The sequence below is a fragment of the Pseudoalteromonas sp. SA25 genome (assembly GCF_011378705.1).
GTDB lineage: Bacteria > Pseudomonadota > Gammaproteobacteria > Enterobacterales > Alteromonadaceae > Pseudoalteromonas > Pseudoalteromonas arctica.
Window position 1 is genome coordinate 164,064 of sequence record NZ_WTKV01000008.1, and the last position, 20,981, is coordinate 185,044.

19 protein-coding genes are annotated in these 20,981 nt (G+C 38.5%); 18 read left to right on the plus strand and 1 reads right to left on the minus strand.

Annotated elements, in window-relative coordinates:
* Positions 1-5: 5 nt before the first annotated feature.
* The 11 genes from GQR45_RS08975 to GQR45_RS09020 all read left to right on the plus strand — a co-directional run bounded on the left by GQR45_RS08975 (position 6) and on the right by GQR45_RS09020 (position 10,489).
* Positions 6-380: a SirB2 family protein gene (locus tag GQR45_RS08975; RefSeq protein ID WP_007583965.1), complete on the plus strand. Its 375-nt coding sequence runs from the start codon at positions 6-8 to the stop codon at positions 378-380.
* 149 nt (positions 381-529) lie between these two features.
* Positions 530-1,357, plus strand: coding sequence for a tetratricopeptide repeat protein (locus GQR45_RS08980; RefSeq protein ID WP_007583966.1), 828 nt, complete (start codon positions 530-532; stop codon positions 1,355-1,357).
* A 14-nt stretch (positions 1,358-1,371) separates the two neighbouring features.
* A complete protein-coding gene (locus tag GQR45_RS08985) occupies positions 1,372-2,625 on the plus strand; it encodes a DUF819 family protein (protein WP_165725706.1) in 1,254 nt (417 codons plus the stop codon).
* Between the two features lie 9 nt (positions 2,626-2,634).
* Positions 2,635-3,489 (plus strand): 3-deoxy-8-phosphooctulonate synthase, encoded by an 855-nt coding sequence (gene kdsA / locus GQR45_RS08990; RefSeq protein WP_007583968.1) that lies wholly within the window; start codon positions 2,635-2,637, stop codon positions 3,487-3,489.
* A 121-nt stretch (positions 3,490-3,610) separates the two neighbouring features.
* Positions 3,611-4,513: a transcriptional regulator GcvA gene (locus tag GQR45_RS08995; protein ID WP_002958561.1), complete on the plus strand. Its 903-nt coding sequence runs from the start codon at positions 3,611-3,613 to the stop codon at positions 4,511-4,513.
* A 2-nt stretch (positions 4,514-4,515) separates the two neighbouring features.
* Positions 4,516-5,151 carry an alpha/beta family hydrolase gene (locus GQR45_RS09000; protein ID WP_165725707.1) on the plus strand — a complete coding sequence of 212 codons (636 nt, stop codon included), beginning with the start codon at positions 4,516-4,518 and terminating at the stop codon, positions 5,149-5,151.
* Positions 5,152-5,170: 19 nt separating this feature from the next.
* Positions 5,171-5,539: a DUF423 domain-containing protein gene (locus tag GQR45_RS09005; RefSeq protein ID WP_007583972.1), complete on the plus strand. Its 369-nt coding sequence runs from the start codon at positions 5,171-5,173 to the stop codon at positions 5,537-5,539.
* 17 nt (positions 5,540-5,556) lie between these two features.
* Positions 5,557-6,642: a 23S rRNA (cytidine(2498)-2'-O)-methyltransferase RlmM gene (rlmM, locus tag GQR45_RS09010; protein WP_007583974.1), complete on the plus strand. Its 1,086-nt coding sequence runs from the start codon at positions 5,557-5,559 to the stop codon at positions 6,640-6,642.
* Between the two features lie 16 nt (positions 6,643-6,658).
* Positions 6,659-8,707: a cadherin-like domain-containing protein gene (locus GQR45_RS21350; protein WP_240920192.1), complete on the plus strand. Its 2,049-nt coding sequence runs from the start codon at positions 6,659-6,661 to the stop codon at positions 8,705-8,707.
* Entirely contained in the window at positions 8,656-9,966 is a 1,311-nt protein-coding gene (locus GQR45_RS21355; RefSeq protein WP_240920194.1) for a hypothetical protein, read from the plus strand. The genes GQR45_RS21350 and GQR45_RS21355 overlap by 52 nt, the downstream gene beginning before the upstream one ends.
* A gap of 1 nt (position 9,967) precedes the next feature.
* Positions 9,968-10,489 carry a hypothetical protein gene (locus GQR45_RS09020; protein ID WP_165721406.1) on the plus strand — a complete coding sequence of 174 codons (522 nt, stop codon included), beginning with the start codon at positions 9,968-9,970 and terminating at the stop codon, positions 10,487-10,489.
* A gap of 72 nt (positions 10,490-10,561) precedes the next feature.
* On the opposite strand, the gene cysZ is transcribed toward GQR45_RS09020, so the two are convergent.
* Positions 10,562-11,290: a sulfate transporter CysZ gene (gene cysZ / locus GQR45_RS09025; RefSeq protein ID WP_024591607.1), complete on the minus strand. Its 729-nt coding sequence runs from the start codon at positions 11,288-11,290 to the stop codon at positions 10,562-10,564.
* Between the two features lie 294 nt (positions 11,291-11,584).
* Between cysZ and GQR45_RS09030 the strand changes: the two genes are divergently transcribed.
* The 7 genes from GQR45_RS09030 to GQR45_RS09060 all read left to right on the plus strand — a co-directional run.
* Positions 11,585-13,837 carry an EAL domain-containing protein gene (locus GQR45_RS09030; protein ID WP_165725708.1) on the plus strand — a complete coding sequence of 751 codons (2,253 nt, stop codon included), beginning with the start codon at positions 11,585-11,587 and terminating at the stop codon, positions 13,835-13,837.
* Positions 13,838-14,180: 343 nt separating this feature from the next.
* Positions 14,181-14,642: a GNAT family N-acetyltransferase gene (locus GQR45_RS09035; RefSeq protein ID WP_007583982.1), complete on the plus strand. Its 462-nt coding sequence runs from the start codon at positions 14,181-14,183 to the stop codon at positions 14,640-14,642.
* Between the two features lie 233 nt (positions 14,643-14,875).
* Positions 14,876-15,745, plus strand: coding sequence for an MYG1 family protein (locus GQR45_RS09040; RefSeq protein WP_007583983.1), 870 nt, complete (start codon positions 14,876-14,878; stop codon positions 15,743-15,745).
* 77 nt (positions 15,746-15,822) lie between these two features.
* Positions 15,823-16,155 (plus strand): YnfA family protein, encoded by a 333-nt coding sequence (locus tag GQR45_RS09045; RefSeq protein WP_007378102.1) that lies wholly within the window; start codon positions 15,823-15,825, stop codon positions 16,153-16,155.
* A gap of 669 nt (positions 16,156-16,824) precedes the next feature.
* A complete protein-coding gene (gene speA, locus GQR45_RS09050) occupies positions 16,825-18,738 on the plus strand; it encodes a biosynthetic arginine decarboxylase (RefSeq protein WP_007378101.1) in 1,914 nt (637 codons plus the stop codon).
* Positions 18,739-18,741: 3 nt separating this feature from the next.
* Complete coding sequence (gene speB, locus GQR45_RS09055) at positions 18,742-19,665, plus strand: agmatinase (protein WP_007583987.1); 924 nt, start codon at positions 18,742-18,744, stop codon at positions 19,663-19,665.
* A gap of 135 nt (positions 19,666-19,800) precedes the next feature.
* Positions 19,801-20,981 (plus strand): IS4 family transposase (locus GQR45_RS09060; protein WP_165725439.1); only part of this gene is annotated, 1,181 nt, incomplete at its 3' end.

The window sequence follows — 20,981 nt, forward strand, 5'->3', positions numbered from 1 at the left end:
GGCATATGGATTATTTAGCAGTAAAGCATTCACACATGGCAATTGCGATGTTGAGTGTGATTTTATTTTATGTTCGCGCATTTTCGCGAATGGGCAGTGGTAAATTAGCAAAAAATAAAGCGGTAATGATTGGTAGTCATAGTATAGATACTTTGCTATTAGTGTCTGCACTTACGCTTATATTTATGGCTAAAATTAACCCGTTTGAACAATATTGGCTATTAGAAAAAATAGTTTTAGTGGTTATATATATTGGTATTGGGGCTAAAAGCGCCAGACAAACTAAAATGACGGCTAAAGTTGCTTACGTTTTAGTTAACACTGCTGTTATTTTAGCGATAGGTTATTTAGCGACGTCTAAATCAGCTTTTTTGCTTTAAGTAATACCTGACTATTTGAGCTTTATAGTTGTTTTATAAAGCTCAAATACGACTCCCTCTCAGAAAATATTCAAAAACATCTCTATATTGGTATATAGCTTTAAAGTTAGGTAAACTACGCCTTCGTTTTCTAAAATGTTGCAGTATTAATGACTACCCTCGGGTTTGACGAACACGATGAATCTTATCTTGATGATGCTTACGATGAATTTACACCTCCAGCGATTTACCGCTGTATTAAAGCAGAGTCAAAATGGGACCCTCAGATAGATTTAACACCATGTTATGAAACTTTAACTGACTTTGAACAGCAAATTTCAGCGCTGTGTTTAAAAGTGAGTGATGAGCACGATCGCTTCGAAAAATTATTAGATATGTTTTACAGCGATTGGCTATTTAGTGCCTCAGGCTTAAAAGTGCCAGAATACAAATTAAATACATTAAGCTATACGCTTTCTATGCGTAGTGGCTCACCAACAACGCTTGCAATTATACTTTGTCACTTTTTACAACAAGCTAACTTTGATGCAAATCTTAGTCTTACGCTGGGTGATGTTGGTGTTCATGTGGCGATAAGTGATGAAGAGGGCTACATAATTGAGCCAAGCAGCGGGCAACAAAGCTGGTATATCATCCCTGAAAACGCAGATGAAGATGATGGGCAAGAACAAGAGCCTTTAGAGTTAATTTTTGATGACGAAGTATATAAGCTATTTTTAGCTCAGCAAAAATGGTCTTTCATTAGCGAAAACAAATTTGGTCATGCTTTGACCTGTGTAGAGATGCTAATGGAGCTAATAGGCGACGACCCGTATGAGAGACGCGACAGAGGTTACTTATTAAATCAGCTCGGTTGCCCTAAAATGGCACGTGATGATTTACAGTTTTTTGTCGATGAGTGTCCGGACGATCCTGCAATAGAGATTATTCAACACCAAATAGAAGAACTAGAAGATAATAATAAAACGCACCATTAAGAATAGGAATAATTATGGTTGAAACTCAAAGCGCATTAATTACAAATGATGCCGTTGTGCTTGGTTTGCTTGCTATTATTTTGGGGTTTATTTTTAAAACCTCAAATAGTGAGCGTCCAGCTTTAAAACGATTTTATAAATACGTACCTGCTTTACTACTGTGTTACTTTTTACCTTCGTTATTAAATACCTTTGGTATTGTAGATGGTAATAAATCCAATGTTTATTATGTGGCTTCGCGCTACTTACTGCCTGCTTGTTTAATACTGCTTACCATTAGTATTGATTTAAAAGCTATTATTAACTTAGGCCCTAAAGCGCTCATTATGTTTTTAGTGGGTACATTGGGCATTGTTATTGGTGGGCCATTAGCTATTTTAGTCGTGAGTGCATTTGATCCAAGTATTGTTGGTGGTCATGGGCCCGATGCAGTATGGCGCGGTATGACAACCGTTGCGGGTAGCTGGATTGGCGGTGGTGCTAACCAAGCATCAATGAAAGAGATGTTTGAAGTTGGTGGTGATATATTTTCTGTGATGATTACAGTCGATGTAATAGTCGCGAATATTTGGATGGCTGTTTTATTGTTAATGGCAGCAAACCATAAAAAAATTGATGCTGCTACGGGGGCTGATACAAGCGCAATTGAAGACTTAAAAAAACGTGTTGAAGCCTATCACGCCGAACACGCACGTATTCCTACTCTTAACGATTACATAACGCTGCTTGCAATTGCATTTGGTATAACCGGTTTAGCGCATTTTTGTGCTGACTTTTTAGGTCCGTACTTTGGCACGACTTATGAATGGGCAAAAGAGTACAGCTTAAACAGTAAATTCTTTTGGCTAATTGTTATATCAACAACGATTGGCATAGGCTTATCGTTTACTAAAGTTAGACAAATAGAAGCGTTTGGCGCTTCAAAGGTAGCCTCTAGCTTTTTATATATTTTAGTCGCATCAATTGGTTTGCATATGAATGTAACCGCTATTTTTAATAACCCAGGGTTATTTTTAGTTGGTGCCATTTGGATGTTAGTGCATGCAAGCATAATGTTAGTAGTAGCTAAACTAATTAAAGCACCGTTATTTTATATGGCTGTGGGCTCGCAGGCTAATGTGGGCGGTGCAGCGTCTGCACCTGTTGTAGCATCAGCATTTCACCCTTCGCTTGCGCCTGTTGGTGTCCTGTTAGCTGTACTGGGCTATGGTGTGGGTACTTATATGGCTTATATTTGTGGATTAATGATGCAAGCAGTTGCACCATAAGGAATTTAAATGAAAGACCAAATTATTAAAATTAATGAAATTGAACTAGCAAACAACAAACCGTTTGTATTGTTTGGTGGTATTAACGTATTAGAATCTCGCGATTTAGCTATGCGTGTTGCAGAGCATTACGTAGAAGTTACGACGAAACTCAATATTCCTTATGTATTTAAAGCGTCATTTGATAAGGCTAACCGTTCTTCAATCAATTCGTACCGTGGTCCTGGTATGGAAGAAGGTTTAAAAATATTTGAAGAGATTAAAAAGACCTTCAACATACCGCTTATTACCGATGTACACGAACCGCATCAAGCAGCACCTGTTGCTGAAGTTGTTGATGTAATTCAGTTACCAGCCTTTTTAGCACGTCAAACAGATTTAGTTGTGGCGATGGCTAAAACAGGTGCAATTATTAACGTGAAAAAACCACAGTTTTTAGCGCCACATGAAATGCGCCACATCATTACTAAATTTAATGAAGCGGGTAATAATAACATCGCACTTTGTGAGCGTGGTTCTAGCTTTGGTTACAACAACCTAGTGGTTGATATGCTGGGTATGGATGACATGAAAGCAATGGCGCCTGTTATTTTTGATGCAACACATGCGCTACAACGCCCTGGTGGACGAGCTGACTCTGCTGATGGTCGTCGTGCACAAGCAGCAGAGCTTGCACGTAGCGGTATGGCGCTAGGTATTGCAGGTTTATTTATTGAGGCGCATCCAAACCCTAACGAAGCTAAATGCGATGGCCCATGTGCGCTAGCGCTTAGTAAGTTAGAAGGATACTTAACGCAAATGAAAGCGGTTGATGATTTAATTAAAAGCTTTGCCCCACTTGATACAAGTGCAAGCGATTTATAATTAAGCATGATGTTTATTAAAAAGCGACTCAGGTCGCTTTTTTTATGCCTTTAATATACACAAACTTATATGATGTATATAATCTCACGCATAAGAAAAACTAATTCTAAGCTTGGTTATTATGTCAAGACGGGTACCTCCATTAAACGCATTAAAAGCCTTTGAAGCGGCTGCGCGTCATTTAAGTTTTACTAAGGCTGCAGAAGAGCTCTATGTAACGCAGGCGGCAGTAAGTCATCAAATAAAAACACTTGAAGAGCATTTAGGTTTAAAGTTGTTTTTACGTAAAAACCGCTCATTACTATTAACTGAAGAAGGCCAAGGCTACTTTTTAGATATAAAAGAGATTTTTACTCAGCTTATTGATGCAACTGAAAAGCTATTAGCCCGTGGTGCTAAGGGCTCATTAACAGTTAGTCTAACACCAAGTTTTGCTATTCAGTGGTTAGTGCCTCGTTTGAGTTTGTTTAATGAGTTACACCCAGAGATAGACGTGCGAATAAAAGCACAAGATCAAGATGAAAACTCACTGACTGATGACGTAGATATTGCTATTTACTATGGAAGAGGTCATTGGAATGGCGTACAAGCGTACAAACTTCATACCGAGTATTTAGTACCACTTTGTAGTCCTATGTTATTAAGCGGATTAAAGCCGCTTGATCAACCTAGTGATTTAGCGCATCACACCTTATTGCATGACACCACACGTAAAAACTGGAAAACGTGGATGAAAACTGCAGGCGTGCGTAACATTCAGGTAAATCAAGGACCTATATTTAGTCACTCATCAATGGTGCTTCAAGCTGCAGTACATGGGCAAGGTGTGGCAATTGGTAATAGTGTATTAGCTAAACCCGACATAGATGCAGGGCGTTTGGTTATTCCGTTTAATCACAGTCTAGAAAGTAAAAATGCATATTACTTAGTGCTTCGCGAATCGCAAACAGAGCTTGGTAAAATAGTTTCGTTTAAAGAGTGGATGCTGAGCTTAGTAGAGCATGAACAAGAACATGAGTATTAATAATGATTGAATGGTTTAAAAGCACCGCACAACCTGCAATTGCACAGTTTATATTTGCGCATGGTGCAGGTGCCGGTAGCGATTCTGACTTTATGCAACATATGGCAAAATTAATAAGCGAGCAAGGTGTTGATGTTGGCTTATTTGATTTTGAATATATGCAAATTGCTAAACAAACTAATAAACGTAGGCCTCCAGAGCGAGCGCCAAAGCTACTTACTTATTATGAGCAAGTGCTTGGTCAGGCGCAGCCAGATTTACCGTTATTTATAGGCGGTAAATCGATGGGCGGACGCATGGCATCAATGCTTGCGTGCAGCACAGAGCAAAGACTTTCGGGTGTTATTGCATTTGGTTATCCATTTCATCCGCCGGGTAAACCAGAAAAGTTACGCACCGATCATTTTGCTGATATTGTTTGTCCTTTTTTAGTATTACAGGGCGAGCGAGATACATTTGGTACACGTGAAGAACTGCTTACTATGGAAATGCCAAAACAGCCTTTACTCACATGGCTGACTGATGGCGATCATTCATTAAAACCACGTAAAAAAAGTGGCGTAACTGAACTGCAAAATAGAGAAACAGCAGCGTTAAGTGCCGTTGAATTTATTAAGCAACAAGTAGAGATGTGTTAAGACTCGATTAGGGGATTAGATGATTAAATTATTTTTAATGGCCGGCAGTATTTTTTGTATGCTCTCGGTTATGTTAGGTGCATTTGCTGCCCATGGTTTAAAAAGCCGTTTATCGGAGTATTCATTAGGGGTTTTTAAAACAGCTGCTGAGTATCAAATGGTGCATGGCCTTGCACTTATTGCGGTGGCTATTTTAATTAAATGGGGCATAAACCTGAGTTGGGCTGGTGGCTTTTTTATAACGGGCACACTACTTTTTAGTGGCAGTTTATATTTACTCGCTCTAACAGATATGAAGTGGCTAGGGCCGATAACACCGCTTGGTGGATTGTGCTTTATTATTGGTTGGATTGTTATTTTAGTGCAAGTCGCACGATTTAAGTTTTAAAGAGTTTAAGGGTTAATATGTCTAGTGTTGTGATTTATTGTCGTAGTGGTTTTGAAAGCGATGCCGCTGCTGAAATAACGTTTCATGCTGCAGAGCAGGGTTTTGCAGGGTATGTAAAAGCAAAGCCAAATACAGGTTATGTTGTTTACGAATGTTTTGAAGCGCATCACAGCGACGAAATAATCAAAAAAGTCGATTTTAAAAATATGGTGTTCGCACGCCAATGGTTTGCCGGTACATTACTTGAAAACATGCCAGTAGAGGACCGTGTAAGTGCAGTAGTTGAAGCTGCTAAAGATTTTACATTGTGCTCAGAGCTGCGCGTAGAAACGCCAGATACAAATGAAGGCAAAGAGCTTTTAACGTTCTGTAAAAAAATATCAACGCCGCTTAAAAAAGCCCTCGAAAAACAAAATACAGTACTGCGTGAGCCAAAAGCAAACCGCCCAGTAATGCATGTCATGTTTTTAACAAACAATACGGCTTATGTTGGTTACTCGTATAGCTTTAATAATTCTCCATTTTTCATGGGTATTTTACGCCTTCGTATGCCAAGCGATGCACCGAGTCGTTCAACGTTAAAACTCGACGAAGCGTTTAATGTATTTATTCCTGAGCAACAACGTGAATCACGCGTGGCAGCAGGTATGCGCAGTGTTGATTTAGGTGCATGCCCGGGTGGTTGGACTTATCAGCTTGTACGCCGTGGTATGTTTGTAAGTGCGATTGATAACGGCCCAATGAATGACGATTTAATGCAAACGGGTCAAGTTAAACATTTTAGAGCAGATGGTTTTAAATATCGCCCAGAAAAAAGAAATATTACTTGGTTAGTGTGCGATATGGTGGAAAAACCAACCAAAGTGACTACGCTAATGATTGACTGGGCAGTAAATGCATACGCAAAAGAGTTTATATTTAACTTAAAACTACCTATGAAAAAACGCTTTGATAGTGTTTATGAATGTCTTTCGATGATAAGAAAAGAGCTTGAGAAACATAGCATTAATTACGAGTTACAAGCTAAACATCTCTATCATGATCGTGAGGAAATAACCGTTCATTTAAACGTTACTAAGGTGCCACAAAATTTGTATAGTTAATATGTAGAGGCTAAAAGTGGTAAAAAACAATATTAATAAATGGCAAAGTTTACTTTTTTTATCACTTTTAATCACAGGTTGTGGCGGCGGCGGAGAAGGTAGTGATTCAACTACGCCCTCTGGTAACGCTGCGCCCAGTGTTACGCTCTCTGTTAGTAGTAACGTTATTGTCTCTAACCAATCGTTTACTATTACTGCGCTTGCAAGTGATAGTGACGGGCAAATAGCCAATTATCAATGGCAACAACTTAGTGGTCCTGAATTTACATTTATTGTTAATGGCAATACGCTTACAGCCACTGCACCGAGTGTAACCACTGACACGACCTTTAGTTTTTCAGTTACTGTTACTGATAATTCAGGTGCTACTGCACAACAAGTATTTTCAGGCACTATCACTTCTCAAAATAATGCACCTACAGTTAATATTACAGGCCCAAGTAGTGCACTTGCTAACACACAAGTAAGCTTAGTTGCTAACGCTCAAGATACAGATGGAACTATAAGCACTATTAGTTGGATTCAGTCTGCGGGAGATAATGTTGATTTTAGCCAGTCAGATGGTGTACTTAGTTTTACTGCCCCCAATGTATCTGAAAATACAACGCTAGGCTTTAGCGTAACCGTAACAGACAATGCCGGTAAAAGCGCTCAAGCGAGTAAAACGGTTTTAATTAATCAAGTAAATAGCGCGCCAACAGTCATTGTTACAGGCCCAGAAGAAGCTGAAAAAGATGACATTGTAACCCTAGTTGCAGATGCACAAGACAGCGATGGTAGTATTAATAGCATAACCTGGCAGCAAACAAGTGGCCCTGTAGTTGAACTTACCCAAACAGAAACAAGTATTAGCTTTAATGCGCCCACTGTTGCGCAAAATACCAATGTAACGTTTGTAGTAACTGTTACCGATGACGATAACGCTACAAATAACGCCCAGAAAATAGTTGTAATATTAGCCCCAAATAACCCACCTACTGCCGATGATGTAAATATAAATGTGCAATATAACCAAGCCACAGAATTTAGCTTAGTGGTTAGCGACGCAGATAACGATAGCGTACAGATTGACTTTGGTGATGATTTAAATGGTGCGCAAATCAGTGTTATTGACGCCCAAGCCTTACGTTTTAGTTACACACCTCCTGCAAACAGTATCACTCCACAAAGCTATACGTTAACGGCGACTGATACAAAAGACACAACTGAATTTGTATTGAATGTTACCGTTGTTGATTCAACGCCCGCTACAATTAGTAATGTAACGCCCCAAAATAGTAATGAACCAGTATTTGTAGATAGCCCTGTTAGCATTACATTTTCAGATATTATGCTCGTGAGTACTTTAGCCGTTAACTCTAGCAGTGGTACTTGTACTGGAAGCGTACAAGTGTCAGCAGATAATTTTACTACTTGCTTGGCCTTAACTATTGAAAGTTTGTCGGGTACTACCAGCGACACAAGTACTTATTTTCATACTGTAAATTTAAGCGCAAGCTTTGATGAAGACACTCAATATATTGTTCGTGTTACAGCTGATTTAGCTAATTTTGATAGCGCAACTATTTTGGCGCAAACTGCCACCTCGTTTACAACTTCTAGCCAAGATATAAAAATAACAGAGCTTTCATCTGTGCAATTTAGTAATGACTTACCTTGGATTGAACTTTATAACGGCACCGGTGCGACAGTAAATTTACAAGACTACTCTCTTAAAGCTCGCAGTATTAATATGTCTGATAGTACGTTGAGTGATGAGCAAGTATTTACGCTGCCTAATAAAGAGCTTTTAAATGGCGCCTATATTATTTTACAAAGCCGCTTTGGCGATGACTTTTTAGCAAGTGCGTCATTAAATAACACTAAGCTTGTGCTTGTTGGTAGCGCGAATGATCAAATTAGGCCTTATTGGTACATAAATGGTTTTGCAGAATTACTTAATAGTGCGGGTACACAAACTATCGACTTTGTTAAGTTTGGAAATTCAACCCAAGAGCCTGTAACAGCCTCGCAGTGGCAGGCGAAAATGCTGCACAAATACCGCCAGAGCAGGGCGCCAGCTTAAAGCGTACGCTCGGCGCAACCGATACTAACCAAAATACAGACTGGAACTACTCAGTATTCAATACTCCGGCAGGGCCTAATGATATAACTTGCTCAATAGATGATGATGAAGACGGTATTCCAGATTGCGCAGAGGTAGAGGGGGCAACATTTGGTGGGCTGCCTTTATATGAATGGGGAGCGCGTACTTCACAAAAAGATATATTTATTGAAATAGATTATATGGATAGTAGTGATGTTGGAATAACGCCTCATCGAACTGCACTTGAAAAAATTGTTAGTGTATTTGCAAGTAAAGGCTATACCGTTCATTTTGATGTAGGTGACTTATTTGATCAAAATAGCGATATTGCGCCGCAAAACTTTGATTTAGGTGGCGGAAATGTTGTCCCTTTTAATAGTTATACTCCGTTTGAGTACGATTTAAGTAGCCCTAATTTGTTTGCTTATAAAATGGAATATACCGATATAACCCGCAGACCCATCTTTCATTACTTATTAATGGCAAGTAGTGGAAATGAAGATGGCAGTATTAGTGGGTCGGGTATTGCTGAGATCAGCGGTAATGATTTAATGGTAACTATGGGCGGCTGGGGCTTAACGCTCGATACGCAAATAGCAACCAATGTAACTTATAATTATCAAGCATCAACTATCTTTCATGAGCTAGGCCATAACTTAGGCTTATACCATGGTGGCGATGAAGAGGTTAACTTTAAGCCTAATCATTTAAGCTCTATGAATTATTTATATCAATTAGCGGGTTTATCAACAATAGGTAATAACGAAGGCGATCGTTACTATGAGCGTTTTTATCCCGGCAATGCTAGCTGCGATATTACACCAAATACTAATAGTCATTTAGGCTCTACAGATGATTTTATTATTGATTATTCAAGTGGTAGTTCAGCAGATTTAAATGAGAGCACAATACTTGAAGTACAGGGGTTAAATAGAAATAGCTCACTACCTGTTGATTTTAATTGTAATGCAATTAACACCGAAAGCTTAACCAGCTTTGACACTAACCAAGATAATACAATATCAATACTTAGTGATGTAAATGAGTGGAGCATGCTTAATTTGCAGTTTTATATGCAAAGTGCAGGTAATCGATTTGGCGTGCCAAATACTAATAATAGTAAGGTGTATAATTTACAAAGCTCACCTACTAATATTGAAACGCTGCCCAGTTATATAAAAGAAGCGCAGCCAAGTAGTGCAATTATTGCTGAGTTAAAAGCAATTAAAGAGCATTAATATGAAACTAGGGTTAAGTATTAAGTTTATTGTTTGTAGTAGTTTTTTAAGCTTACTAATAGCGTGTAGCGATACTAACAATGCACGTGAATGGTTACTAAAAAATGACAATTTATATTACAAAAATACAGCTATTGACTGGCGAGTTGAATCAGTAAAGGGCTGTAAGACATGCGTTATAAGCCAAGATGTTGTTTATCAGCCTGAAGGCATTAGTAGTTATAATACGTTAATGCAGAGTCAAAATTGGGTGGCGGTACATGAGTTAAGTAAAATCAATGTTATCCGTTTAAAGATGCCAGACCAAACACCTTACTTATTCGTAGAGCGTATAAAAGGGCGAACACTAAAGCTGTTTGATCAGCAGCAAAACTACAGTATAAAAATTGGTGAAGTTACAGCCGTTAATTTTAACAATCAGCGCTTTAGTATTTTGATTAAAAAATTTGAAGAAGTAGATAAACAAAGTGTCGCATTACCAAGGCGTGCATCGCTTGAATTTATTGCTTTAAAAATAGATTAAAAAAGCACCTTAGGTGCTTTTTTATCTCGGGTGCGGTGACCTTTGAATATTGAAAAGTCAGCTACCTCTTAATTAACTACGGTATTTTGGTCGATAATTATCGACCCACAAACGTGTTGCACCACACACAGCTACAGGCATAACTATTAAGTTTACAAAGGGTATAGCCGTTAATAACATAACAGCAAAACCAAATCCGTATGATAAACCTTGCTTAGATTTTAAATCGTCTTTCATCTGCTTAAAGCCAATTTTATGGTTATCAAACGCATAGTCTTCATACTGCACCGCGTACATCCAACAGGTAAACAAAACCCATAGTATTTGGCCAATGACAGGTAAAACCCAAAGTAGTATGAAAAAACCAATAGCGCGAGGAAGGTAATAGCACAACTTCGTCCACTCACGGGCAAGCATTCTAGGTACATCTTTAACTAATTCGGAAAAACCATCATCGTTAATTTTTTGACCCGTTAAATAAAGCTCAACTTTTTCGCTTAATAAAGCATTGAATGGGGCTGCAATAAAATTAGTGATTATAGTAAATAGCATACTGTAGCTAAATAATACGACTAATACAGCAATTGGCCACATTAGCCATTCAAGCCAGCTTAACCATTCTGGTAGCATGTTACTGATGTAGCTAAAGCTATCACTTAGCCATCCAAATAAGAAAAACAATGAACTACCAAATAGCAGAACATTAATTAAAAGCGGGATAAGTACAAAGCGCTTTAACCCTTTTTGGCTAATTAATTTAAATCCCGAAAAAAAATATTCCATACCTTGTGTGATCTGCACTGTAACCTCAAAAAATATTCACCATTAGTGACAGTATAAATAGCTGAGTAATTTTGAACAGTAATTTTAAGTAACAAAGTGTTAGCTTTAATGTTGCGGTTTTGGTTATATAGTAACTACAGGTGTTTAGTAATATGCAATTATGATTAATCAATGTAGACCCGGTTAGTTTTTTATTAATAAAAGAATGAACTTACTAATCATGACTATACTGAACTTTACTACGTAGAAAAAAAGCATCTGTTTGAGGCTTTTTGTTGTATCAATATGTATAAATAATGCGAGCAAGTGAAAATGGGTACGGATAGGTTAAAAAAGTTATTATCTCACCAGCAAGGCATTCTATCTAAAATTGCATTAGGGGTACCTTTAAATGAGGTGCTTACTGAAATTTGTTTATCGATAGAGCAGATTATTAATGATGAATCTGCTCGGTGTTCCATTTTATCAGTTAAAGGCCAGCAGCTTTTTCATTGCGCAGCCCCTAATATTCACCCAGAGTACTGTAGTTTGCTTAATGGAGTTCACATAGGGCCAAAAGTAGGTTCATGTGGTACTGCAGCATTTTCGAAATCGCGCACGATTGTAGAAAATATTGAAACCTCACCGCTTTGGGAGGACTTTAAAGATTTAGCGCTAAAGTTTGATCTTAAGTCATGTTGGTCAACACCTATTCTTTCAACTCAAGCTGATTTGTTAGGCACCTTTGCTATTTATCACAGCACCCCTAAAGCCCCATCAGAGCAAGATTTAGAACTAATAGATTTTTTTGTACACTTTTCAAGTATTGCTCTTGAGAAAAGTAACGAATTTGAGAAGGCAAAACAGCTTGTCTTTAATTTACAGCACAGTAATGAAAAATTTAAAGCCTTCACCAAAGTAATGCCCGACCTAATCCTCATTTTAAGTGAGGATGGCACATATACCGATGTTTATGGTACCTCTAATGAGTTACTGCTTGATTCGACCACGGATCTTATTGGCGAAAATGTTAAAGACCTACTTCCTCAAAAAGATGCGCAGATGATAATGGATGTCATCGAAACAACACTCTCGACTAACGAGATGCAAATATTTGAATATGAATTAAATGTTCCCAAAGGGGGCATAGTTTTTGAGGGACGAGCTGCCGCTTTAGATCATTACAATCCCAGTAGCCCTACAAAAAGACATGTAGTGTGGATGGCCAGAGATATTTCAATAAAGAAAAAGGCTGAGCAAGAAGTTCATAAGCTCGCCTTTTACGATCCATTAACTAATCTTCCAAATAGAAGGATGCTTAGCGACAAATTAAGCCGATGTGTAGAGAGTGTTAAGCGTAACAAGAATATAGGGGCATTATTATTTTTAGACCTAGATAACTTTAAGCGTATTAATGATTCACTTGGGCACAGTGCGGGTGATGAAGTACTTGTGGAATTATCAAAAAGGTTAAGCGCAATAATAAAAGGCTCAGATACACTGGCCAGAGCGGGTGGTGATGAATTTATTATTTTGCTTAAACACATAGGGCAAAATACAAAGCAGGCAATTCTAGAATGTAAAGCCGTTGCTAAAGAAATTCAAAGAGCTTTTCATGATAAGTTTGAAGTGGGCAACCTTGCATTTCAAGTAAGCTGTAGCATCGGCATTTGCCTAATTGATAGTGTAAACGCACAGGCTGACAATATATTAAAATTTGCAGATACTGCTATGTATTGTTCTAAAAATAAAGGGGGTAATAGCAGCAGCTTTTACGACCCAGCCTTGCAAACACTACTTGAAAAGCAAACAGAGCTAGAAACCGACATAGTGAGAGCAATTGCGTCTAATGAGTTTTGTGCTTACTTTCAGCCACAAGTTAATACGCAGGGTGATGTTGTTGGTGCTGAAGCACTTATTAGGTGGAACCATCCTCAAAGAGGGCTGATAACAGCAAACGAATTTATACCTATTGCAGAGCAATACGGACTTATTCAAAAACTACAAAATATTGTTTTGCATGATATATGTATTTTAATTAACGAGCTTAAAGCAAGCGCTATCATTGACGACTCGTTTAGTGTTTCAATTAATATTAGTCAAAGTCAGTTCAATTCATCAAATTTAAAAGGTGAGCTGTTCAACACTATCAATGAATTTGATATTCGAGCATCACAAATTAAGTTAGAAATAACCGAGTCAATGCTCTCTAGTGATATAGATTATACAATTAGGCAAATGAAAGAGCTCATTGCGGCTGGCTTTTTATTTTCGATTGACGATTTTGGAACTGGATACTCTTGCTTAGCTTACTTAAGTGCGTTTCCTGTTAAAGAATTAAAAATAGATAAAAGCTTTATTGATAAAATTTTAGATAATGAGATTGGCTTTAATATCGCGCAAACAATTATCAGTTTAGGAAAAAGCTTAAACTTAGTGGTCGTTGCAGAAGGCGTAGAAACAACAGAGCAGTATGACTTACTTAAAAAAATGAATATTGACACTATGCAAGGCTACTTAGTTGCAAAGCCGATGGATAAAGAACGTTATTTAAAATGGCATAGTGCTAATAGCAATCCGCAATAATACTTAATCAATTAGAGGGATTAAATCTGGTGGTAACTGTGTTAAAAAATTCTGCCTTGCTATCGACACGATTTTCTTATCTCAAAATAGATCATTTAATTGAGCAAATTGGTACGAAATGCTCTTAGAGCTTAATTACCTAAAGGCCAATATTTACTAATTGGTAATAACCTAACAAAAACTCCCCATATGCAAAGTCATTTTACTTTTTCTAGCTGCTAAAATTCTTCAAACTATATGCTAAATAAGGACTAAAGATTTTTTGGTTAAACAATGCTAAGCTATGCCCGCTTGAATATATTATTTAAAGCTTAATAAACTTATAACAATGAATGGAAGCTTTATGCAGTTAGTCGATTTGAACCCTAATGATCCCGATGTAGTAAATGTATTTGACGATATAGACCGACTTATAAATTCTTTATACCCTGTTGCTACAGCGCAGTCTCTGGAGTTAAACGAATTAACTTTACCTAATGTGTATGCTATTGGTTTAAAAACTGATGAAGGTATTATTGCCTGTGGTGCGATTGTAGAGAAATTTGATACTCAGCCTTATGGCGAAATAAGACGTTTATATGTAAAACCAAGTCATCGTGGTAAAGGGCTATCAAGACGCATTATGCAGATTTTATTACATCAAGCTGGCGAAAAGCAAATCCCGTTAATACGTTTAGAAACAGGTCCAAAACAAATAAAATCAATCAATTTATATGAAAATTTAGGCTTTAAACGCTGTAGCAGTTTTGGCTCATATGTAGATAATCCACAAAGTGTATTTATGGAGTTAGGGCTTAGCCAATAAGCTTATTAACGCTACGACATGTTAAAGCTTAATGTGTCGTAAATATCTGGCCTCATTATTACCTTGTAATAAAAGTCATACTCAAGCTATTAACTATAAAAGTAGCTTTTATAGTGATGCAAAAAATACTTCACTGTTTTTAACACCTGTCTTCGTATAAAATCTGCCTCGATAATTAGTGACTAACTTACAAAGCGAGAATTTTTATCTTTTCTAAAAGTAGCAATAAACAAATGAGCGAAATAACAGTAGTAACCCACAATGGTAATTTCCATGCAGATGACGTTTTTAGTATTGCGGTACTTAAACATGTTTTGCCAACGTTTAAACTGGTTCGTACTCGCGATAAAGCGCTTATAGAGAGTGCCGACTTTGTAATTGATGTAGGTGGCGAATACGATCCTGAAACTAATCGCTTTGATCATCATCAACGCGGTGGTGCAGGCGAGCGAGAAAATGGCATTCCTTTTTCATCATTTGGTTTAGTGTGGAAAAAATACGGCTTAGCGCTGTGTGATGATAACCAAGCCGTGGCTGATAGGGTGGATTCAGGCTTAGTTTCAACCATTGATGCCATTGATTGTGGTCATGTTGAAGGTGTATCAAAGGGAATAAGCTTGAGCCAAACAATCTCAATGTTTAACCCTACGTGGGAAGAAGAGAGTAACTTTGATACCTGTTTTGATGAAGCTGTTGAATTTGCAGCTCGCATGCTCATTCGTTTTATCGCCTCAGCTCACGGTAGTGTAAATGCAAAGGCGATCGTTGCTAAAGCAATTGAAAATGCAGAAGATGCCAGAGTTATAGTGCTTGAAAAATACACACCGTGGAAAAAAACAGTGCATATCTTATCAAGCGATGCGCTATACATGGTTTACCCATCGCATTCTGGGCAATGGATATTACAAACAGTACCCGTTGAGCCTGGCTCGTTTGAAGATAGAAAACCGCTTCCTAAAGCATGGTCAGGTTTATCTGATCAAGCGTTTGTAGATGAAACCGGTATTGATGACGCTGTGTTCTGTCACAATGGCTTATTTATAGCGGGCACTAAGTCGTTTGAAAGCACAATGAAACTTGCCACCATGGCGCTTAGCGAATAACAACGCAGATTCATAACGAATACTAAGCATAACAATTTATATAGATTGTTATGCTTGTTATCTTAGCGTGGAGCATTATGTTTGAACTAAAAACAATCGCACTTTTTACTATTACAGCCTTAGCAGAAATAGTGGGTTGTTATTTGCCTTACCTTTGGCTTAAGCAAGATAAAAGCATTTTACTTTTAATTCCAGCGGCTTTAAGTTTGGCACTATTTGCATGGTTGCTATCTTTACATCCTACTGCAGCAGGGCGCGTGTATGCAGCTTATGGCGGCGTATATATTTGCGTTGCGCTGTTATGGTTATGGGTTGTTGATGGCGTAAAGCTTACTATGTGGGATATTATTGGTGGTTTAGTTGCACTGCTAGGTATGGCTATAATTATGTTCGCCCCAAAAAGTGCATAGCTGGCTCATACTCAATAAATAAAAAGCGCCTATTTATAGGGGGAAACACATATAGGCCCTGCCTTGGCTAAAAACTAAATGCACAGCTGCAATTTCTACCTCCAAAGATAAACACACCCTAGTGCTATTTAAAGTCCTACCTCGATTATTTTCAAAGTGCCAATAAAATATAACAACTTCAATACGACAGGTAGTACCTAACGCTACATATGCGCCAAGCAACTATTGAAGCTGGTGGATGTTATGCTGAGCGTTCTAGAAGTGCAAATTATATTCAATTTAAAAATATATGGGTATTACTTGGTCACAACACGTTGGCTAAACTGTAAGTAATTGAGGTGTTGAGAATGCCTTGCTCTAATCCATCAAAAGTAAATTCTATAAAAAAGTAACTCAAGATTAATTTTAGTGAATGAGCTAACTCATTTTTGCTAATAAAATTTATAATGAGTCATTTAAAAACAGCCATTTTTTACAACTTTTCTTATCTTTAACAATCATCAAAGTCCTATTTTATATACGCTAGAGAGCAATACGTGATTGGTCGTTTTATCAACATTAAAAATCACTCGTTACGAGTAAAAATACTTGTTGGACTTGAATGTCTATTTTTCTTTTAATGCGCGGCACTAGCCGAGTCGGCATTAATTAAATAAAAGAGAAAGATAAATGAAAGAAACAACATCACTAGAACAAGCTCGTACGAGCTACAATGTTCGTCATTGGAGCCAAGGTTTTTTTGGTATTAATGATCAAGGTGATGTGTATGTTGCACCCAAGGCTCATGCACCAGAGCAAACCATTGCATTAACAGATATCGCAAAGCAACTACAAGATAAAGGTTTAAGCTTACCTGCTTTAGTTCGTTTCCCGCAAATTTTACACCATCGTGTACACAGCTTATGCGGCGCATTTAATACAGCGATTGAAAACTATGGTTACCCTAAAGACTACTTATTAGTTTACCCAATAAAAGTAAACCAACAACGTGAAGTGGTTGAAGAAATAGTAGCAAGCCAAGCACAAGTAGAAAAAAAGCAACTTGGTTTAGAAGCAGGCAGCAAGCCTGAACTACTTACAGTACTAGCACTAGCTGAAAAAACCAGCGCCGTTATTGTATGTAATGGCTACAAAGATAAAGAATACGTACGTTTAGCACTTATTGGCGAAAAGCTAGGTCATAAAGTGTATATCGTACTTGAAAAGCTTTCTGAGCTAGACATGGTGCTTAGCCAAGCAAAAGAGCTTAACGTAAAACCACGCATTGGTATTCGTGTACGTTTAGCGTCGCAAGGTAAAGGTAAATGGCAAGCGAGTGGCGGCGAAAAATCAAAATTTGGTTTATCTGCATCGCAAGTTTTACACGTAGTTAATCGTTTAAAAGACGCAAACCAGCTTGATTTACTTCAGCTAGTACATTTTCACTTAGGCTCACAAATGGCGAACATTCGTGACGTACGTTTAGGTGTAAGCGAAGCGGCGCGTTTTTACTGTGAGCTACGTAAATTAGGCGCAGAAATTGATTGCCTTGATGTAGGTGGCGGTTTGGCTGTTGATTACGACGGCACACGTAGCCAGTCGCATAACTCTATGAATTACAGCTTAGCTGAATATGCAAATAACATTGTGTACACCATTGGTGATACATGTAAGCAATATGAGCAACCAATGCCGACTATTATTTCTGAGTCGGGTCGTGCGCTTACAGCGCATCATGCTGTGCTTATTTCTAATGTTATTGGTACTGAAAGCTATACGCCAGAAGAGTTAGTAGCGCCAGCGGCAGATGCACCACTTTTATTAAAAAACATGTGGGCATCGTTTGTACAATTAACTGATTTAACGGATGACCGTGCATTAATTGAAATTTATCACGACAGCCAAGGTGATTTAGCTGAAGCGCATAACCAATTTGCACTCGGTTTATTAGACTTAGCGCAGCGTGCGTGGGCTGAACAAATTAATATTCGTATTTGTTATGAACTTAACAAGCACATGGATAACAAAAACCGTTTTCATCGTCCTATTATTGACGAGTTAAACGTACGTTTAGCCGATAAGTTTTTTGTAAACTTTTCGTTATTTCAATCGCTTCCAGATGCATGGGGCATTGATCAAGTGTTTCCGGTATTGCCATTAAGTGGCTTAACTGAAGCACCAAAAAAACGTGCTGTATTACTTGATATAACCTGTGATTCAGACGGTGCACTTGAGCATTACGTAGATGGACAAGGCATTGAAAGCACATTACCTGTACCAGAATTTAGCGCTGATAAACCTTATTTAATGGGCTTTTTCTTGGTGGGTGCTTATCAAGAAATTTTAGGTGACATGCATAACTTGTTTGGCGATACGCACAGCGCAATTGTTAATATGGATGAGCAAGGCGTTGCAAGTATTACCGAGATAAACCAAGGTGACACTGTTGCCGATATGATGCGCTATGTACATTTAGATGTTGAAAGTTTTCAGCAATCATACGAGCAGTTAGTAAGCACTAAAATTGAAAAACACGAACAGCAAAGCGTTTTAGACGAGTTGCAAAGCGGCCTTGATGGCTACACTTATTTAGAAGAGTTATAAGCAATGTCGACTTTGTTTGGTCACGCAGATCACTCATTGTACTCAAATGGGATGACGTTTTTACGTCGTCCTATGGTGCAAAATATTAATGCAATTGATGCAGACGTAGTCGTTTTAGGCTTACCGTTTGATTTAGCGACATCGGGTCGCCCTGGTGCACGTTTAGGCCCTGATGCGATTCGTCGTGCGTCGGTTCATTTAGCATGGGAAGACACTAAGTACCCGTGGACGTTCCCGTTGTTTGAGCGCTTAAAAGTGGCAGACGCAGGGGACTTTACTTACCCTGTTGGCGACCCTGAATATTTTACTGCGCAGCTAGAAATGGCTGCTGAGCAAATACTTCGTCAAGGTAAAACGTTATTAGGTTTAGGAGGGGATCACTTTGTGACGCTTCCGTTGTTACGTGCTCATGCAAAAATACATGGCAAAATGGCGTTAGTGCACTTTGATGCGCACACAGATACCTATAGTAACGGCTCGCGATTTGATCACGGCACTATGTTTTACCATGCGCCAATGGAAGGGCTAATTGATGTTGAGCACAGTATACAAATAGGTATTCGTACCGACTTTGATCAAAGTAAACATGAGTTTGCTGTGATTGATGCAATGCAAGCTAACGATTTACATGCAAATGATATTGCAGCGCAAATACTTGAGCGAGTAGGTGACCTACCTGTTTACTTAACGTTTGATATAGATTGTTTAGACCCTGCGTTTGCGCCTGGTACAGGCACTCCTGTGTGTGGTGGTTTAACGTCAGATAAAGTACTTAAAGTACTGCGTGCGCTAAAAGGCATAAACATGGTAGGTATGGATGTGGTAGAAGTATCACCTTCGTATGACCAAAGCGAGCTTACCGCCATTGCCGCAGCAACCATTGCGAGCGAATTACTGCATTTGTGGACGCATAAAAATAAGTACTAATTTTACAAATTAAATACTACAAAAAAGGGTATGCGCTTGCATTAATGCCGATCATTTAAGAATTAGTTAATAGCACTTGAACGATCTTCTAGGTATGTAAGAATCCGAATTCTTTTGTAGAATTCGGATTTTTTTATGCAACTTTCTAATGCTCTCGATATTATTAACAACATCAAACCTAATGACGTTGAAACACTCGTAGATTTACTCCCTTTATCTCTTATCGAAGAAGCCTATGCACTGACCGAAACCGTTACACTACGAAAAAGAAAACTAACCCTAGAATCGATGGCCGATGTCGTTAATATGCTCGACATTGTTGACCGCGAGGGTAAGCCATTTGTTGCGCCAAGTGCTTTAACTCAGTGTCGTAAAAACCTAGGTGAAGCCGCCATGAAAGCCTTATTTGAATGCACCCAAAGGCATTGGAATAATGGCGCTAATCATCCTCATTGGAATGGGCTTACCTTGCTTGGTGTCGATGGTGTTGTTTGGCGTACGGATGACTCACCCCAAAACAATGAAGCCTTTACAAAACCGACCAATACACAATACCCACAGGTCAGAATGGTGTGTCAAATGGAGCTAAGCAGCCACATAATCACGGGGAGTGCTTTTGATGATTACAAGGTCAATGAAATGGTGCTGGCTGAAAAGCTTATAGAAACCACCCCCGATAACAGTCTCACTTTATTCGACAAAGGTTTCTATTCTTTAGGGCTTTTACATAAATGGCAAACGACTGGCAGTGAACGCCACTGGCTAATCCCCCTGAAAAAAAATGTGCAATATGAGGTTATTCAAACATTAGGGCGTAATGATAAATTAGTCCAACTTAGCAGCAACCCAAGAGCAAGAAAGATGTGGCCAACGCTGCCTGACACCTTAATAGCGAGGTTAGTGACTCGAAAAATAAAGGGTAAATCATACAGTGTGATGACATCGATGACAGATCCGATGCGATATCCGTCAGCCGATATAGGCGATTTGTACAGTCACCGCTGGGAGATAGAGCTTGGTTATCGGGAACAAAAGCAATATATGCTGGGCAATCGATTAACATTAAGAAGTCGCTTACCAGCGCTTGTAAAGCAAGAGCTGTGGGGAGTGTTGCTTACTTATAATATGGTGCGATATCAGATGGTAAAAATGTGCCACACATTAAAAGGTGATTATTTACCGTACCAACTGAGTTTCAATGGTAGTTTAGCTCAAATAATGAGGTTGCTTGTTGGATTACCTTATTCAACACCTGGAGCCATACCACGTCAATTAAAATACTTTTATGCGATGGCAGAAAGCCTCATTCTAGAGCC

Bases quoted from the DNA above. Each gene is read 5' to 3' on its own strand.
- GQR45_RS09020 (WP_165721406.1), top strand. From the start codon at position 9,968: ATGAAACTAGGGTTAAGTATTAAGTTTATTGTTTGTAGTAGTTTTTTA.
- GQR45_RS08995 (WP_002958561.1), top strand. From the start codon at position 3,611: ATGTCAAGACGGGTACCTCCATTAAACGCATTAAAAGCCTTTGAAGCG.
- GQR45_RS09045 (WP_007378102.1), top strand. From the start codon at position 15,823: ATGTTTGAACTAAAAACAATCGCACTTTTTACTATTACAGCCTTAGCA.
- GQR45_RS09035 (WP_007583982.1), top strand. From the start codon at position 14,181: ATGCAGTTAGTCGATTTGAACCCTAATGATCCCGATGTAGTAAATGTA.
- speB (WP_007583987.1), top strand. From the start codon at position 18,742: ATGTCGACTTTGTTTGGTCACGCAGATCACTCATTGTACTCAAATGGG.
- GQR45_RS08980 (WP_007583966.1), top strand. From the start codon at position 530: ATGACTACCCTCGGGTTTGACGAACACGATGAATCTTATCTTGATGAT.
- rlmM (WP_007583974.1), top strand. From the start codon at position 5,557: ATGTCTAGTGTTGTGATTTATTGTCGTAGTGGTTTTGAAAGCGATGCC.
- GQR45_RS09040 (WP_007583983.1), top strand. From the start codon at position 14,876: ATGAGCGAAATAACAGTAGTAACCCACAATGGTAATTTCCATGCAGAT.
- GQR45_RS09000 (WP_165725707.1), top strand. From the start codon at position 4,516: ATGATTGAATGGTTTAAAAGCACCGCACAACCTGCAATTGCACAGTTT.
- kdsA (WP_007583968.1), top strand. From the start codon at position 2,635: ATGAAAGACCAAATTATTAAAATTAATGAAATTGAACTAGCAAACAAC.
- speA (WP_007378101.1), top strand. From the start codon at position 16,825: ATGAAAGAAACAACATCACTAGAACAAGCTCGTACGAGCTACAATGTT.
- GQR45_RS08985 (WP_165725706.1), top strand. From the start codon at position 1,372: ATGGTTGAAACTCAAAGCGCATTAATTACAAATGATGCCGTTGTGCTT.
- GQR45_RS09005 (WP_007583972.1), top strand. From the start codon at position 5,171: ATGATTAAATTATTTTTAATGGCCGGCAGTATTTTTTGTATGCTCTCG.
- GQR45_RS08975 (WP_007583965.1), top strand. From the start codon at position 6: ATGGATTATTTAGCAGTAAAGCATTCACACATGGCAATTGCGATGTTG.
- GQR45_RS09030 (WP_165725708.1), top strand. From the start codon at position 11,585: ATGGGTACGGATAGGTTAAAAAAGTTATTATCTCACCAGCAAGGCATT.